The sequence below is a fragment of the Helicobacter sp. MIT 03-1616 genome (assembly GCF_000765685.2).
GTDB classification, from domain to species: domain Bacteria; phylum Campylobacterota; class Campylobacteria; order Campylobacterales; family Helicobacteraceae; genus Helicobacter_C; species Helicobacter_C typhlonius.
In genome coordinates this window covers 25589-41743 of sequence record NZ_JROY02000003.1, presented here as the reverse complement: position 1 = coordinate 41743, position 16155 = coordinate 25589, and the positions used below count along the sequence as shown (strand labels likewise).

The following is a 16155-nucleotide window of genomic DNA, read 5'->3' as shown; positions in this document are numbered from 1 at the left end:
GGGATACAGAGTGCTAAGGCGAGATGTTTTTCAGGGTATTTTTTATATATGTGCGTGTATGATGTGCGCGTGTGTAGCCCTGCTTAATGCCTCTGAAGATTCAGTAGATGCAGTGATGGAGGGCTATGAAAGTCCGCAAAAGCTTTTTGCAGACATCAAGTCTCCAAATGCAGATTCTAAAACAGAATCTAGCACACAAAAAAATGCAAGTAACACAAACGCGGGAGAGTCAAAGATTGACCCTAGAGATATGAAGTTACCCTCTCAACCCCAATGGATTTATTCTACTGCAATTATTGAAACTTCTTTTTTTGATGGCTCATTTAGAAAGGGGCTTGGGACACTCTTACGCAATGGATTATATATTACTTCTGCTGATGTGATATATAATGGTAGGATTGTGCCTAAAAAGATTTATGCGAAAATGCAAGATGATTTAAACGCAAATATGATGTGTGTGGCGAGTTTAAGCATTAAAGCACTTGATTTAGATTCAGGACTTGCGCTACTTAAGGTTACCGACTATGTGGATAGCTCCTGTCAAATGCGCGAACAAAAAAGCTATTACCAAGATAGAATCTATAAGCGATTTGGCATTGATGTGTTTGCCTCAAATGCCATTGTGGCTAAACATACAGAGGCTTTTTACCCATATCTTAATAATGCGTATTTGTTTGTCGCTCAAAGCTTAAAGCTTGAAAAATTTGCTACCTATTATGACTATATGCAAAAAAAAGAAAATGTGTATGGTTTTGAAATGGAGCGGGATTCTTATGAGGAATTCACTTATGGAAGGGCATTTTACGATAAAAAGAATGTGTTTTTGGGGATAATGAGCAGGGTAGGCAATGGACATTTACCTGTCTTTATTAATCGCAATGTGATTCAAGATTTCCTCTGTGAAGTGCAAGAGCAGGGTATCATAAACGATAGCGATACAGCCAAATCCTGCGCAAAGCTGGGCGCAAAAAGAGTGCGCTTTTTCGCAAGTGAAAATGCTATGAGTTTTTATTAATATGTAATTTGCATTACTTTAGGTGTTATGGCGGATATACTTAAGGCTAGGTGATTAAATTCTACTATTTCAAACATTGTGTTATGGCAAGATTCTATTTTTTAAATCTTTGCTTAATATCATTAAGTGTGAGCGCATTTTTACCCATTAGTGTGCTTGGGCGCACGAGACTGCTTTCATAGTTATACACTTTAAACCCCGCGTTTATAGCGTTTTTCACAATAGCAGAGCTTTGGGAATAAGTTGTAATAATGCCTTGAGAATCAAGTAGTGTAAAAAGTGTGCGAAAATATGCCTCACTCCACAAAGCGGGATTTTTCTTCGGGCTAAAGGCGTCTTGATAGATGATATAAAAATAATCTTTTGGGAGCAGAGCCAACATAGCAAGGGCATCGCCCCTATATATATAAAAATTAAGCTTTAGCGTATGAAATGCCATACTTTTGACGCACACGCAAGAATTTGGCGTAGCAGCACAGAATCTTAGTAGTTCATTTATGGGCTTTTGATACGCACTCAAAAAAGGTGGATATGTAAAATCAAGCAAGTTGTCAAAAATATTATAATCCTGCTCTGGCGAGTAAATACTTATCTCGCCCTCATAGCCCATTGTGGCTAATGTTGCAAGGAGCGCGAAGCTATTGTATCCTAGCCCAAAGCATATATCTAGTGCGTAAATATGCTGTGGCAGCGCACTAGGAAAATCCTCTTTCTTTATTATGTTGGCAATGCTAGATTCTAAAATAGCATTTGTGGTGTTTATAGAAGTCAAATGCGCCAAGGAGGGATAAATATGCTTATGCAAAGTCTCATTGAGTGCGCCATCTTTCAGGCTATGATAACATTCATCAAAAAGTGCATTATACGCACTTAAACTCCCATCACTACTTTCGCGTAAAAGCACACTTTACCCTAATATATTAGAATCTTATCACTTACTAAAACTTCCGCGCACAAAAACGATTGTTACTCACTATCTTTAATCACATATCCATTTTTTAGAATCCACCAACTTAGTGCAGTGGCTTGTTGCGCCCTCTTGTAGAGATTTTGCGCATTTTGTTTATCGTCCTCATAAGTCGCCACGCTGTGAAAATACTCTATCACATCATCTTTCGTGTAAATATATCTATCTGTGGCGACTGCAAAATAACCCTGCGCGGTATTTTTCTCACTCAATGCGATAATATTATTATTACTCACAAGTGGTGTGCCAAAGCTATGATATGTGTAATTATGCGGTGCTATGAGCTCCAAAATACTTGGTGTAATATCAATATGTGAGCCGATATTTGTATTTTTGGTAATCTCAAGCACCGGCGAATAGATGATAAGCGGGATTGTATTGCTTACCTTATGCGAAGCTGTTTTTGGATATTCCCTATCGTAATGATCGCCTGTGATGATAAAAATAGAATCTGGCAACACACGTGATATTTCCTGTATAAAATGTAAAATCTGCTTATCTTGATACCAAATATGCCCGAAAAGCCGCGCATCTTGCTTATTGTAATTCTGCTTTGCGAGAAATTGTCTAATCTCATCAAGTGGAACATCAAACTGCTCGAGTGGCACATCATAGGGCGGGTGATTTGAAGTTGTCAAAATCATATTAAAGCTAGGCATACCTCTATATTTAAAAACCTCATCACGCACAAAAGTGTAAAGATAATGATCATACGCACCCCATAATCCCTCATAAGGCGCAGAGTAGTCATTAAGTTTTGCATTATTTATAACATTAGTGTTATAAAACATATTATCAAAGCCCTGTGTCGCAGTGTATTGGTCAAGCTTTTGCCAAATACCGCTGCCACCATAGTAAAAATTTGTCCTATAACCTAAATCTTTCATAATCACACCCGGTGCAGTCATAAAGGGCTGCAGAGTGCCTAAAATAGAATTTACCGGTATTTCTGTTTGAAATAATCCCGTGAGTTGCACATCGAGGCTTTTGATTGTCGAACCTGCATTTTGCAAAAATACACCAATTTTTACCCCGTGCTCATCATTAAGTAAAGACTTCAACCCAGAGGTGAGATGAATATCGTCAAATTCTTTATCAAAATGCCACTCACTCAATGATTCAGCCACTATATAGAATATATGGTCGATTTTCTTTTCACTCATATTTGTTACTTTTTTTGCCAATAATTCTTTTAAATCATAGGATTCTTTTTTGTCATCAAGCTCAAAATATTCTCGCACGACTTCAAGCGGACTTTGCGAGGTGTAGTCGCTAAAGTGAGAGTTTAAGATTCTCGCGTAGCCTCTATATACAAGGTAGAGATTGCGAAATGCACCGGGTGAGATTTTACGCAAAAATGAATCTTCCACTGGCTTAATCACTTGGTCTAAACTAGCACCCTTGAAACTAAAGGCAGAGTTGATAGAAAACATCATCAAAAGTGCAAAAATGACAAATAAAAATATGGTGGCGATAGTAGATTCTTTGCGTGTGGAACGCGAGTGAATGGAGCTTAAGGGGTCATAGCCATACTCACGCGTAACCTTGCCAAAAATCCTCACATAAAAATATATGAAAATCGCGGCGAACACAAGCCATAAAATCACTTTTGAAGTAATATTGTATTGTCCGCTTATGCCGGTATGAAAAATTGCCTTTCTATCATCAAAGATTAAGCCAAGCAAATTCACATTAAAAACATCATCAAAAATTTGATAAAAGACAACTTCGCTTATCCCCACAAAAAGCGTCAAAAGCACGACACAAATCGCATAAAAAAGTAGCACAAACCACCGCGCCCTTGTCCAAAAAAATAAGATTCCAAGAAGAAAATACGCAATACTAAAAGCCGCGATACTCCTTGAATCATAGCGCAGCCCATTAATAAAAGTATCGATATATTCGCCAAAGCCCACCCCCTCGCCTATAGCATTATGATACACGCCGATATAGAGGACAAAAAACAGCTTCATCACAAAAAACAGCACAAACAAAAATAAACTAAAAATGATTGACTTCACAAGCAGCTTTTCAAACCACTTTGCTTCCATTAAACCCCCTTAAATTTTTCTAACCAATACCCCGCTCGCCCGACATAGAAGCGCCGCTATACAGCCCACGAACAAAAATGGGTCTAAGATATAATTTATAAGAGCAATATCCCCTAAAATCCCCAAACTATAAGTAGCAAGCACAAATAGCATTATATAGCCCATAGACGCACACAAAAGGTAGCACACAAGTGTTAGCACAAGAAATAAAAAAAGGTGAATTTTAAACTCTAAATGGTAAATATCAATAAAACCATAGGTAAAGTCTGCATAAATTATTGCACCCATAAAAATCCATATATATTGAATGCTTGGCGGGAAGATTCTTTGCATAGCATTATACAGGCTCAAAAGATACGAATCTTGGTGTATTGCAGAATCTTTAGAGATTAGAATCCGTAAAAAGACAAAGCGCACGAGCCACGCAGCGCACAAAGAGACAAGAATCATACTTGGCATATCAAAAAGTGCATAAGCATACGCACACAAGCTCCATTCAAAAATTGGCATATTAAAAACGAAAAGCCATATTATTGAAATCGCAAAAATAAAGCTCATTTTGCACTTTTGGAACATTGCCACGATAGCACCTAGAGCGATGATATTTATCATTAATGCTGCTACTATACTCACGCACAACTCCTACACACAAAACTTGTATCGTGCAAAAAGCTCGTTTCAAATCCTGTGTGAGATTTTGAATCTATATTTAGCTCATTTAATTCATCAGCACTACTCGTATTATCTGTGTGAATCTTGCCATCTTGCATCTCAAGTAAATACTCTTTTGCCCTGTAAAGCTCGCGTTGAATTTCATTCTGCATATTATCGATTCTATACAGATTCTCTTGTATTTTACGATTAACACGCATTTTGTGAATCTTATCCATATCCCACTGCTCGAGCGCACTTTGAAATGAAAGAGTTTTAAGCACAGATTTTGGCAACAGCGCACTTCTTATGTGTTTGCGCCCATAGGTATAAGCAATATGCACAAACTCGTCATTGATAGCCACGCTAGGATAGGAGACTTCATTTTGAGGTAGAGTATCGAGCAAAAGCACGGGCACAAAGATAATTTTAGCATCTAACAGACTTTCTTTTTTAAGTTCATATAGCCACAGCTCTGCGCGATTATTACCCCCCTGCACATTTGGCTGATTATGAAGCAAAAACACCGAATCAAGTGCATTAAAAAGCACAGAGGAGGAATCATAATTTTTGAGATTGCTCGGCTTTGCCTCCGCACACTTTACACCACATTCGCTCACAAAAAGTGTATTTTCATAGGCTTTGTGATTGCGATAAACACCAACGCTTGAATGTAAATCTAGCGGCACAAAGCTTGGCTGAAGCTGTGATTGAAGATAGGTAGGGCGCATAGAAGATTGAAGCGTGAGTGCTGAGCTAAAATCAAGCAAGAGTGGATATTTGCTTAATAGCTCGTGATAGATTGGCAGGATAAATCCCCCATCACTTTTAAGCATAGGTGGTGTGCGCACGAGATGAGAGAAATTCAAAAATGGGCTTAAATGTAGCTCTTTGATATAACGCAAATGGCGCAAGTTGTTATGTTGCGAGGCTTTTTGTGAGTGAAGATTCAAATCTATATGAGTTTTAGAATCTACATCGTGCAAGGCTTTGCTCTGTGAAATCTTAATGTGTGAATCTACGCCATTATAAGGAGTAGATTCTAATTGCAACCAATAGATTTTGCTTGTCGCCCAGCCACCCATACTCACGCCCACGACAAATAAATGCACCCTGCCCTGCGTATCTACAAAGCTTACGGGATTGCCTAGTTTTTTGATAAACTTTCCGCTTAGGTTCGAAAGCATAGGCGCGCTTAGCAGGAGCTGCGGCTCACTCCAATGCCCCACTGATTTAGAATCTAAGTGCCAACTCGCAGCAACAGAATCTGTATTTTCAGTATGTGGGATTGAGAGGGATTGAGAATCTGCATTCTTACGAGATTCTATGCTTGAGTCATTTTTATCCATATAAAAAAAACTTTGGTAAATCCCTACATCTCGCGCACCCTCCCTACTCCCGGCAAAATACAAAAGCATAAAGTCTGCATCACTCACTTGCGAGACATTCACTATCGCACTCGCGTGTGCTTGAGGCTGTGCATTTAGCACATCAAAATAAGTAATAGAATCTGCTTCATTTAGTCTATCTTGCGGTATTATAAGATTATAGCGCGACAAATCAATAAACCCACTAGGCGACTTATCGCTAAGAATGCTCCAAGTAGCACACAGGCATAAAAGCAGGGCAAAAACGATATGTTTTTTATATTGTCGCACTTAAAAATACTTATAAAAGTGATTTTACAAAGTGTGAAATGCGCTCCACTCCCTCTTTGAGCTGCTCGAGAGAACACGCAAAAGATAAACGCGCAAATCCTTCCATACCAAAAGCCGAGCCCGGCACGAGTGCTACACCCTGCTCTTGCAATAAAGCCTTACAGAAATTCATAGAATCTTTGCCATATTTGGGCAATGCAGAAATATTGATAAAGAGATAAAATGCACCTTGAGGCTTAAGTGCGCTAAGATTCTGTATATTATTAATAGAATCTACGACAAAATTCATACGCTCTTCAAATGCCTTGCGCATATCCTCTATATCAGCGTCTGCCTCGCCTTTGAGGGCTAGAATCGCCGCCTTTTGTGTGATAGAGTTAATATTAGAAGTGCATTGACTTTGGAGATTATCCATAAGCTTGATAAGCTTTTTATCCTTACAAGCAAGATAGCCTATGCGCCACCCTGTCATCGCCACAGACTTACTTAAACCATTAATGGTAATCGTGCGCTTATTCATATCTTCGCTAATCGCAGCCGCAGAGGCAAACTCCACTCCATACACGAGCTTTTCATACATTTCATCACTCACCACCCACACATTTGTGCCTTTAAGCACCTCCGCCAATTCCTTTAGCTCATCTTTGGTATAGACCATACCACTAGGGTTTGAGGGTGTATTGAGCACAAACATTTTTGTTTTATCAGTTATAGCATTTTGGAGTTGTTTTGGTGTGATTTTAAAATCATTTTTTTGCGTTGTTTGCACAATGAGAGGCTTCCCACCACTAAAAGTTACAAGCTCGGGGTAAGTTACCCAATACGGAGAGGGGATAATCACCTCATCACCATTATCTACTAATGCCTGAAATACATTAAAAAGCGAGTGTTTTGCACCATTACTCACAAGTATTTCACTCGTTTCGTAGGATAGATTATTTTCACGCATTAGCTTTTCTTTAATCGCCTCACGCAACTCCGGAATCCCCGCCACGGCAGTGTATTTTGTGAATCCACTCTTTAATGCTCTAATCGCCTCATTTTTTATCACCTCTGGCGTATCAAAGTCTGGCTCACCTGCCGAAAAACTTAGCACATCTTTACCTGATGCCTTTAGTTCACGTGCAAGTGTGCTAATAGCGATTGTCGTAGATTCTTGTAGAAGTTCTACTCGTCTTGCATAAATTGATTTTTCCATTTTCTCCTCCTTAAGCTATTCTTTAATATCTGCAAGTTTAAGCGTAAATTCTATCTCACCCTTGCTTAAGCGCATTTCTTTTGCAATCGCATCAATGCTCCAACCATCACGAAACATACCAATAATACGTTTCTCATCAATATTTGTTGCGCTTGAGCCTGAAAAGTAGCCAAACTCTCGTATTTTCTCCTCAATGCTAACTATTTTTTCCTCTATATAGTCGCGCTCTTTATTGACCTGTGCCTCTAGAATCTCCACTTGACGATATACATTAACAAGCGCATTATTCACTACATCAATGCTTTCTGTTTTAATTTTATTATGCAAGGCGGTAGTGCTAAGCTGATTTTCAAGCTCACTATCCTTAATCCATTTGTGAATCTTAAAAATTTCGTTATTAATATCCTCCATACCCTTTTCAATGCGTCTAATCCTCTTACTCACATCAAAATTGCGTGTGTAGTTGAAAAATGCCGCCAAGCAGACGATACCAAGCGATATAAGCCCCACAATCATACTGATACTACTCATTGAAATTCCAAACATTCCCTCACTCCTCTGTTGTGTATATTTTTTTAGCATTGAGGATAGATAAACGCTCCATTTGTGCTACAAAATTATCAAAATCCCCCGTATCATTGTAGTGCATACGTTCAAATTTTATGATTCTATTATGAATCGCACTACCAAAAATACCAATATATCGTTGCGGGAAGACAGGCAAAAATATACGCATATAATACTCTGCCCCCTCCTCAAATACATCTTGAGGCATACACAGCACACTATGCCCCACAAAATCCGCTACACCCCCAAAATCCAGCGGTAAATACTGCGTTGTTTTATTACGCAACATCTGCTCGATATTTTCAACCTTTTGATATAGCTCTACAAGTAGCTCGAGCAGCACTTCATCAGTATCTTGTGTGCGATTTTTTGATTTATTTTTATTAAGCCATTGCATTATAGAACCATAGCGATACTGCGAAAGTGCGACAAACTCTCTATCACAAGCCATTTTGTTGCTTTCATCTATTTTTGAAAACGCCACTTCAAGCTCACAGGGCACGATACGTGTGTAAATCCCGCATTGCTCCAAAATGCCCTTAATATCCATACACAACCCCTATTGAATCTGCCAAAATACATAAAAAGAGCATAATACCCAAATAACCATTAGTTACAAAGAAAGCTTTAGGGATATTTTTCAAATGCACACTCACTAAATACTGCTCATAGCATAGAATCATAGCAGCGAGACAAACGCCAATTTGCGCAATGATATGAAGCTCTGCCACATATACAAAACCTGCCCAAAATCCCACTGCAAATAAATGACAGCATCTTGAAATCCACAAGGTAACCCTTACACCAAAATACGCAGGGATTGAATGGAGATCATTTGCCTTATCAAATTCCATATCCTGTAATGAATAAAGTAAATCAAATCCAGCCACCCAAAAAAGCACACCAGCAGATAAAAGCACACTCCAAAGTGTAATCTCACCCATAATCGCAATGACTCCAGCAATGGGGGCTAATCCTAAGCACACGCCAAGCACCCAATGCGCTATGGCACTAAAACGTTTGGTATAAGAATAAAATGCCAAAATTGCTAAAAATGGCACACAAAGGTAAAATGCAAGATTGTTGATAAAATAAGAAACACACACAAAAAGGAGTGCGTTAAAGACATTAAAGATAATGAGCCACGCTAAACTAATGCGCCCATCAACGCTAGGACGAGCCTTTGTGCGTGCGTTTAAGATATCAATATCCCTATCTTTGAGGCGATTAAACCCCATAGCAAAATTTCTCGCACTAATAAGTGCCAAAGTACACAGCAGGAGTGTCCCCCACCCGCACCACGGAATCCCATACATTTGCATACTTGCCACGACCATTGCGATAAGAATAAAACTACTTGAAAAAATCGTATGTTCAAACGCTACAAGATCGCTAAAACTTTTTAATTGCATTTTAAAGGTTCTAAACATACTCATTACGCTACATTCCTTACACTTTGCTTTATATAGAATCTTAGGTTCTGTGAAAATATTTTACAGCAAAAAACGGGGGATTCTAAAATACCTTACCAAAAAATAAGCTAAAACTCTTGCAAAATAAGGCAAAATCGTTTAATATTACTGCATTTTTTTGCCTCTTGTCTCTCTCATCTACCAAAGACAAAAAAAAGAGAATGCAACAAAAAGGATTATCACAATGGATACATTAAGCTATATTGACATAGGAATTTTAGTTTTGCTTATTTTGCTCTCTATCAAGGGCATTTGGCAGGGCATTATTAGAGGGTTGGCTAGTTTTTTAGGCATCTTGCTTGGGATATTTTTTGCTTCAAGATTCTATACAGATGCGGGCGAGTGGTTTGCTCATACAATCTATGATTTCAACTCCACAGATCTAAATGCCCTTGTCGGCTTTGTTATTCTCATCACGCTCATTTGGTCTGTATTTTTGCTTGTGGGCGAAATCATATTTCGTGTGCTACACTTCACGCCTCTAGCCGTGCTTGATAGGGCTTTTGGCTTGGCTTTTGGATTCTGTAAGGCGTTTTTGCTCCTCTCTATCGTTGTCTTTGGTATCTCACAGATTGGTTGGCTCAAAAACTTTTCCCAAAATATTGAGCAAAATAGCTCCATTTTTCCCCTAATGAAGAATCTCGCTGTGCATATTATGAATCTTGATGAAGTGCAAGAGGTAGCAAAGAATTTACAATCTCCACAAAAGAATATAGAAGCAACCATTAACGAACAAATCGATAAAGTAAAAGAGCCAATAGAGAATGTAAAAAATGAGGCGAAAAACATCACACAGGAAATAAAAGAGGGCGCACAAAATCTGCAAGAGCAGATAAATTCTCATTAAAGGTTACTTAAAGCTATGTTTTCAAATTTTTATGTCCAGCAACGTATCAAAAAAATGCAACTTATGCAGGATTTAGGGTTAAACCCTTACAGCAATGAGCTTTCACGCACATTAAGCAATCACGCGTTTTTAGATAAATACACATATCTTTTAGAATCTGCTGCGCCAGATTCACAACCAAACCCTACCGCACATTCTCAAAATACAGAAAATCCACTAGAGAGTCAGACGGAAAGCATAGTTGGGCGCGTGAGATTTATCCGCCTTATGGGAAAAGCGTGTTTTATTAAGATTCAAGATGAGAGTGCGATACTTCAAGCATACATATCAAAAAATGATGTCGACGAGAACTTTTCATATATCAAAAAAATCCTTGAAGTGGGGGATATTATCAATGTTAAGGGCTTTGCTTTTGTAACCAAAACGGGCGAGTTAAGCATTCACGCACAAAGCTTTAGCATACTCACAAAAAGCATCGTGCCATTACCTGAAAAATTCCACGGACTAAGCGATGTAGAGCTACGTTATCGCCAACGATATGTAGATTTAATCGTCAATGAAGAAGTAAAAGAGCTTTTCAAAATGCGGAGCAAGATTATCTCGTGTGTGCGGAGATTTTTTGAGCAAAAAAGCTTTTTAGAAGTCGAAACACCTATGCTCCACCCAATCCCCGGTGGCGCGAATGCAAAACCTTTTATTACTCATCACAATGCCCTGAATGCCGACAGATATTTACGTATCGCACCAGAGCTTTATTTAAAGCGGCTTATCGTGGGAGGATTTGAAGCGGTTTTTGAACTCAATCGTAACTTCCGCAATGAAGGAATGGACCACTCACATAATCCAGAATTTAGTATGATTGAATTCTATTGGGCATATAAAACATACGAGGACTTAATCACTCTCACACAGGAGCTTTTTAGCTTTATTTTAGAATCTCTTCATCTCCCCAAGATTCTATATTTTAATGACCACGAGATAGACTTTAACAAGTGGAGCATTATTAGCTACAAGGACGCTTTGGTGCAAATCGGCGGACTCGATAAAGAACTTATAAATGATAAAAATGCGCTCCTTAACCTTTTGCAAGAAAAACATCTCAAAGTCGATAGCCAAATGCCCTATGGTAAGCTTTTGGGCGAGGCATTTGATGAATTTGTTGAGCATAAACTCATCAATCCAACTTTTATTACGCAATATCCCATTGAGATTAGCCCACTCGCAAGGCGCAATGATAGAGATTCTAATATCGCCGATAGATTCGAGCTTTTTATCGGTGGGCGGGAGATTGCCAATGGCTTTAGCGAACTCAACGACCCACTAGACCAATTTGAAAGATTTAAAGAACAGGTAAAAGCAAAAGACGCAGGCGATGAGGAAGCACAATATATGGATGAAGACTATGTGTGGGCGCTTGCTCACGGAATGCCACCCACCGCGGGCGAGGGCATAGGAATTGATCGCTTAGTAATGCTTTTAAGTAATGCAAAAACAATTAAAGATGTAATTTTATTTCCTGCATTAAAGCTAACTAAAACAAATTTTGATACAATACATTTTCAAGATTCAGGCGAAAACGCAACCAAACAAGGAGGGTAGATGAGTTACATCATTAAAGAGCAGGATAGTGAGATTTTTGAACTCATAGAGAAAGAGCTAGAGCGGCAAAACGAGCATTTAGAGATGATAGCGAGTGAAAATTTCACATTTCCTAGCGTTATGGAGGCTATGGGAAGCGTTTTGACAAATAAATATGCTGAAGGCTACCCTTTCAAGCGCTATTATGGTGGGTGCGAATTTGTGGATAAAATCGAGGAAATTGCCATTGAGAGAGCAAAAAGGCTTTTTGGGGCAAATTTTGCTAATGTGCAACCGCATTCAGGCTCACAAGCCAATGCAGCAGTCTATGCTGCCCTCCTTAAACCTTACGATAAAATACTCGGTATGGATCTAAGCCACGGCGGACACCTCACGCACGGCGCAAAAGTCAGCACTTCAGGACAGCTTTACCAAAGCTTCTTTTATGGTGTGGAACTCAATGGCTATATCGACTATGATAAACTTGCGCTTCAAGCACAAGTTGTCAAGCCAAATATCCTTGTATGTGGATTTTCAGCCTATACGCGAGAGCTTGATTTCAAAAAATTGCGCGAGATCGCAGATTCAGTAGGAGCTTTACTTATGGGTGATGTAGCGCACGTAGCCGGGCTTGTCGTCGCTGGAGAATATCCCAATCCGTTTCCACATTGCCACGTCGTTACGACAACTACACACAAAACTTTACGCGGACCAAGGGGTGGTATGATACTCACAAACGATGAGGAGTTAAGCGCAAAAATCAATAAAGCTGTGTTTCCCGGTATCCAAGGGGGACCGCTTATGCACGTGATTGCCGGCAAAGCAGTAGGTTTCAAAGAGAATCTAAAGCCAGAGTGGAAAACATACGCAAAACAAGTCAAAGCAAATATTCAAGCCCTTGCAAAAGTGCTTGTAAAGCGCAATTATAACCTTGTGAGTGGTGGGAGCGACAATCACTTGGTGCTTATGAGTTTCTTAAACAACGATTTTAGTGGTAAAGAGGCGGATTTGGCTTTGGGTAATGCCGGAATCACCGTCAATAAAAACACCGTGCCGGGCGAAACTCGCTCACCTTTTGTAACAAGCGGTATTAGAATCGGTTCGCCGGCTTTGAGTGCGCGAGGTATGAAAGAAAAAGAGTTTGAGTGGATTGCAGAAAAAATTGCGGATATCCTTGATGATATTCACAATACAGACTTGCAAGCCAAGATTAAAACTCAAATCAAAGATTTTTCAAAAAGTTTTAGAATCTATGATAAACCAATTTTTTAGCAGGAGGGGAAGTCGTGACAGAGATGGATCTTAAACTCATCAAAATGGACACATCACATTACTATAAACGTGTCAATGGCTTGGGGACAAAAGTCAATCATATGGGACGGATTTTGTATGACAAATATGAAAGAGTCGATGCGATGCTTACTTCAATGCTTATTAGCAAACATTTTAAAAAAGAAATCGTCCTTGCACACTCACTCCTACTTGCCAAAGGGGCGAAAGTGGAAAATATCGTATTTGATTATAATGGGCGCAATCCAGAGAGATTCTACCACCGTGCGCAGTTACTCTTGCGTGAGGAGGGCTTCTTGAACTTTACCGCGTTTCGTTCCAAGACACCCGGGCATTTGCACCTCTATGTGCATAAGGGACACACAGAAATCAATGAGGGAAAGCGACTAGCCAAAACTCTCTCTCTTAAGTTAGCGCAACACTGCCCAAAAGAATGGAAAATCTTTCCAAGTGATGAGGTGCCTGCAAACTTCAATATTCTAGTCCTACCCTATGATGTGTATGCCAAAGAGCGTGGAGCAGCGTGGGCAAGGCATATGTAAGCCTACCAATATAAAATTAAGGAGCAATAATGGAAACAAAACGAGAACTAAATGATATTTTAATCAACGATGATGACTTGCAAAAGCAAAACCGCACAAAAAGATTGATGATGATGATTGCAATGGCACTCATCTTTTTATTTATTTTGATTGCGGTTGTTTTTGTCGTTACACGTGATGAAGAGGAGCTAAGCGAACGCCAAATGGCTGCCAATAGTGGTTTAACTCCTTTAGAGCCATCAGATCCATTCGTGCAGATTCCACTTGAGACCAAAGAAACAGAGAAAGATCCATTTCAACAAGTATTAGAGGATATTCGTAACCGCGCAGAAAATAATCAAGTGGCACAATCTACAACAACCCAAGAGCCTACACCACCAAGACAACCAATTGTCGAGAACAAACCAACTCAACAGCCTGTGCTTCCTAGCAAACCGGTTTCACAGCCCACGCAAACCCAACCCGCAAAGCCTGTAAAACCTGCAAATATGACAGCTACTACAAACACGACAAAAGAACCTACAAAACCGGCTCAAACAGCTGCGCCAAAACCAGCAACAACTAAGCCGACTACTACGCCTACCACAGCCACACCGCTTAAACCCGCACAAGCAACCCAAAGCGATCCTAACAATATCGCAAGTATATTTAGTGATGTCTCCACGCCACAAATGGATACATCAAAAAATGGACAAATCGCAGAGAAAGGATTCTATTTACAAGTGGGATCTTTCACAAATAAGCCGAATGCAGAGTTTTTAAAGCAAATTAGCAATTATAGCTATCGCGTGTATATGGGGACTTCAACAAATGGACAAGCCACTACAAAGTATCTCATTGGTCCTTATAAATCTCGCACAGAGGCAAGTAGAGATTTACCAAATTTCAAGGCTCTCGTGCCTGACCCGGTGCATTTTGAGGTAAAATAATCCTCATCATGGGGCTTTAGCCCCCTAGATACCAGTAAAGTTTTCAAAATATCGTAGCACTTGTTTATGTACTCGACAAACACGATTAAAAGGCAATCCTTACTTATACGCTTTTATAAACCATATAACCAAAAAACAAAAGCGCGAGCAAATGAAGTGTGTAATACAACCTTTTTGTATAAATTGCCCCGATTGCGCACAAAGTAAAAATACACAAAAACCACCAAGGCGTATAAAATTCGATAGAATTAATTTGCAGATTCATAGCCCACTGCAAAAACTCATCACACAATGCCCCAACTCCCACAATATGTGCTATCAACATAGCCGGGAAAAACACGACAAAAAGCAAACTAATTGGGATACTTAGTAAAGATAAAGAAGTGAAGTAAGGAAAAAACCAATGTGTCAAAGGGAGCATATCAAAGAAAATAAGCGTATTAAATAAAAGCACATATAGCACTTTAGAATCTAAGCGCACATATTTTACAAAGAGATAGATAAAAAACACACCACTTACAGACAATCCAAAGCCTATACTAAATATAAGACGTGGAAAGAATGCCACACACACGCACACCACAACAACAAGGAGTCTAAAGCTAAAAAGCTTAATCCCACTATATACGACTAAAAATCCACACACTGCCATTGTAAAAGCGCGTAAAAACGAGGGTGTAAAATCAAGCAGCAACAAATACGCAAAAAGCCCCACAAGCACCATAAATCCCACATCAAAGTATTTGTTACGATAGCTTAGCCTATGGTGGAAGATTCTATAAATACTACTAAGAATCCACCCTAACACAAAGCTCAAAATCCCCAAGTGAAAGCCGCTAATAGCAATTAAATGCGCAATACCTAGCCTAGCACTCAAGTCTCGCCAAATGCTCGGCAAAGCATCTGCCATAAAAAGTGTTTTATACAAAGAGGCGATAGCAGATTCAGTATGTTGGGTTTCTATCCATTCCCTTAGAAAATCCCTATAATCCCGCTCATTCAGCAAGGAAATGCGATAAGAGACAAAAAAACAATGCTGCAAGTAGGATACAAACGAGCACTCAAGCCCCTTGCCATAAATTCTCACAAATCTATGCGACAAGTCCTTAATATCCTCCCTGCTTGTTGTGTAGAATATCTCACCCTGTTTTGTTTTAAGTTTAAGCACCTCATAAGTTTTGCCATTTTTATGCTTCGTGTATTGATTGATAACTTGTGCGTATATTTCTTTATTTTCCTTTGTGCTAAACTCCCTATACGCGCGGTATTCCTGCCACAAATTCAAAGCAAATACAATCACACAAGCACACACAAAAACAACCCATTGCACCCTTGTGCTAAAAAGCTCCACATCAAAGGGAGAATGCGAAGCTTTTATAGAATCTTGCAC

Annotated in this window: 15 protein-coding genes; 6 read left to right on the top strand and 9 right to left on the bottom strand. The window is 39.3% G+C overall.

The window, feature by feature from the left end; translation table 11 throughout:
* Nucleotides 1-10 precede the first annotated feature (10 nt).
* Nucleotides 11-1015 carry a hypothetical protein gene (locus tag LS67_RS02620; protein ID WP_231944735.1) on the top strand — a complete coding sequence of 335 codons (1005 nt, stop codon included), beginning with the start codon at nt 11-13 and terminating at the stop codon, nt 1013-1015.
* A 94-nt stretch (nt 1016-1109) separates the two neighbouring features.
* Here the strand turns inward: LS67_RS02620 and LS67_RS02615 are convergent, their stop codons facing one another.
* From LS67_RS02615 to mqnP, 8 genes are all read right to left on the bottom strand, one after another.
* Nucleotides 1110-1919 (bottom strand): MnmC family methyltransferase, encoded by an 810-nt coding sequence (locus tag LS67_RS02615; RefSeq protein ID WP_034326068.1) that lies wholly within the window; start codon nt 1917-1919, stop codon nt 1110-1112.
* Nucleotides 1920-1981: 62 nt separating this feature from the next.
* Nucleotides 1982-4033: an LTA synthase family protein gene (locus tag LS67_RS02610; protein ID WP_231944736.1), complete on the bottom strand. Its 2052-nt coding sequence runs from the start codon at nt 4031-4033 to the stop codon at nt 1982-1984.
* 9 nt (nt 4034-4042) lie between these two features.
* A complete protein-coding gene (locus tag LS67_RS02605) occupies nt 4043-4666 on the bottom strand; it encodes a hypothetical protein (protein ID WP_138109565.1) in 624 nt (207 codons plus the stop codon).
* Nucleotides 4663-6342: a sialidase family protein gene (locus tag LS67_RS02600; protein ID WP_064504562.1), complete on the bottom strand. Its 1680-nt coding sequence runs from the start codon at nt 6340-6342 to the stop codon at nt 4663-4665. The genes LS67_RS02605 and LS67_RS02600 overlap by 4 nt, the downstream gene beginning before the upstream one ends.
* A 10-nt stretch (nt 6343-6352) precedes the next feature.
* The gene (locus LS67_RS02595; RefSeq protein ID WP_034326071.1) at nt 6353-7540 is read right to left on the bottom strand and encodes a pyridoxal phosphate-dependent aminotransferase; all 1188 of its coding nucleotides are present in this window, start codon (nt 7538-7540) and stop codon (nt 6353-6355) included.
* Between the two features lie 15 nt (nt 7541-7555).
* The gene (locus tag LS67_RS02590; protein ID WP_034326072.1) at nt 7556-8086 is read right to left on the bottom strand and encodes a hypothetical protein; all 531 of its coding nucleotides are present in this window, start codon (nt 8084-8086) and stop codon (nt 7556-7558) included.
* Nucleotides 8087-8090: 4 nt separating this feature from the next.
* Complete coding sequence (locus LS67_RS02585) at nt 8091-8657, bottom strand: hypothetical protein (RefSeq protein WP_034326073.1); 567 nt, start codon at nt 8655-8657, stop codon at nt 8091-8093.
* Nucleotides 8647-9537: a menaquinone biosynthesis prenyltransferase MqnP gene (gene mqnP / locus LS67_RS02580; RefSeq protein ID WP_034326098.1), complete on the bottom strand. Its 891-nt coding sequence runs from the start codon at nt 9535-9537 to the stop codon at nt 8647-8649. The genes LS67_RS02585 and mqnP overlap by 11 nt, the downstream gene beginning before the upstream one ends.
* 226 nt (nt 9538-9763) lie before the next feature.
* Here mqnP and LS67_RS02575 point away from each other — a divergent pair, with 226 nt between their 5' ends.
* The 5 genes from LS67_RS02575 to LS67_RS02555 are packed head-to-tail and all read left to right on the top strand — an operon-like array spanning nt 9764 to nt 14765.
* Nucleotides 9764-10426, top strand: a complete 663-nt coding sequence (locus tag LS67_RS02575; protein WP_034326074.1) for a CvpA family protein — start codon at nt 9764-9766, stop codon at nt 10424-10426.
* Between the two features lie 15 nt (nt 10427-10441).
* The gene (lysS, locus tag LS67_RS02570; protein WP_034326076.1) at nt 10442-12025 is read left to right on the top strand and encodes a lysine--tRNA ligase; all 1584 of its coding nucleotides are present in this window, start codon (nt 10442-10444) and stop codon (nt 12023-12025) included.
* Complete coding sequence (locus LS67_RS02565) at nt 12026-13276, top strand: serine hydroxymethyltransferase (RefSeq protein WP_034326077.1); 1251 nt, start codon at nt 12026-12028, stop codon at nt 13274-13276.
* A gap of 14 nt (nt 13277-13290) precedes the next feature.
* A complete protein-coding gene (locus LS67_RS02560) occupies nt 13291-13836 on the top strand; it encodes a DUF1882 domain-containing protein (protein WP_034326078.1) in 546 nt (181 codons plus the stop codon).
* A gap of 29 nt (nt 13837-13865) precedes the next feature.
* Complete coding sequence (locus LS67_RS02555; RefSeq protein WP_034326079.1) at nt 13866-14765, top strand: SPOR domain-containing protein; 900 nt, start codon at nt 13866-13868, stop codon at nt 14763-14765.
* A gap of 103 nt (nt 14766-14868) precedes the next feature.
* On the opposite strand, the gene LS67_RS02550 is transcribed toward LS67_RS02555, so the two are convergent.
* Nucleotides 14869-16155 (bottom strand): ComEC/Rec2 family competence protein, encoded by a 1287-nt coding sequence (locus tag LS67_RS02550; RefSeq protein WP_081951428.1) that lies wholly within the window; start codon nt 16153-16155, stop codon nt 14869-14871.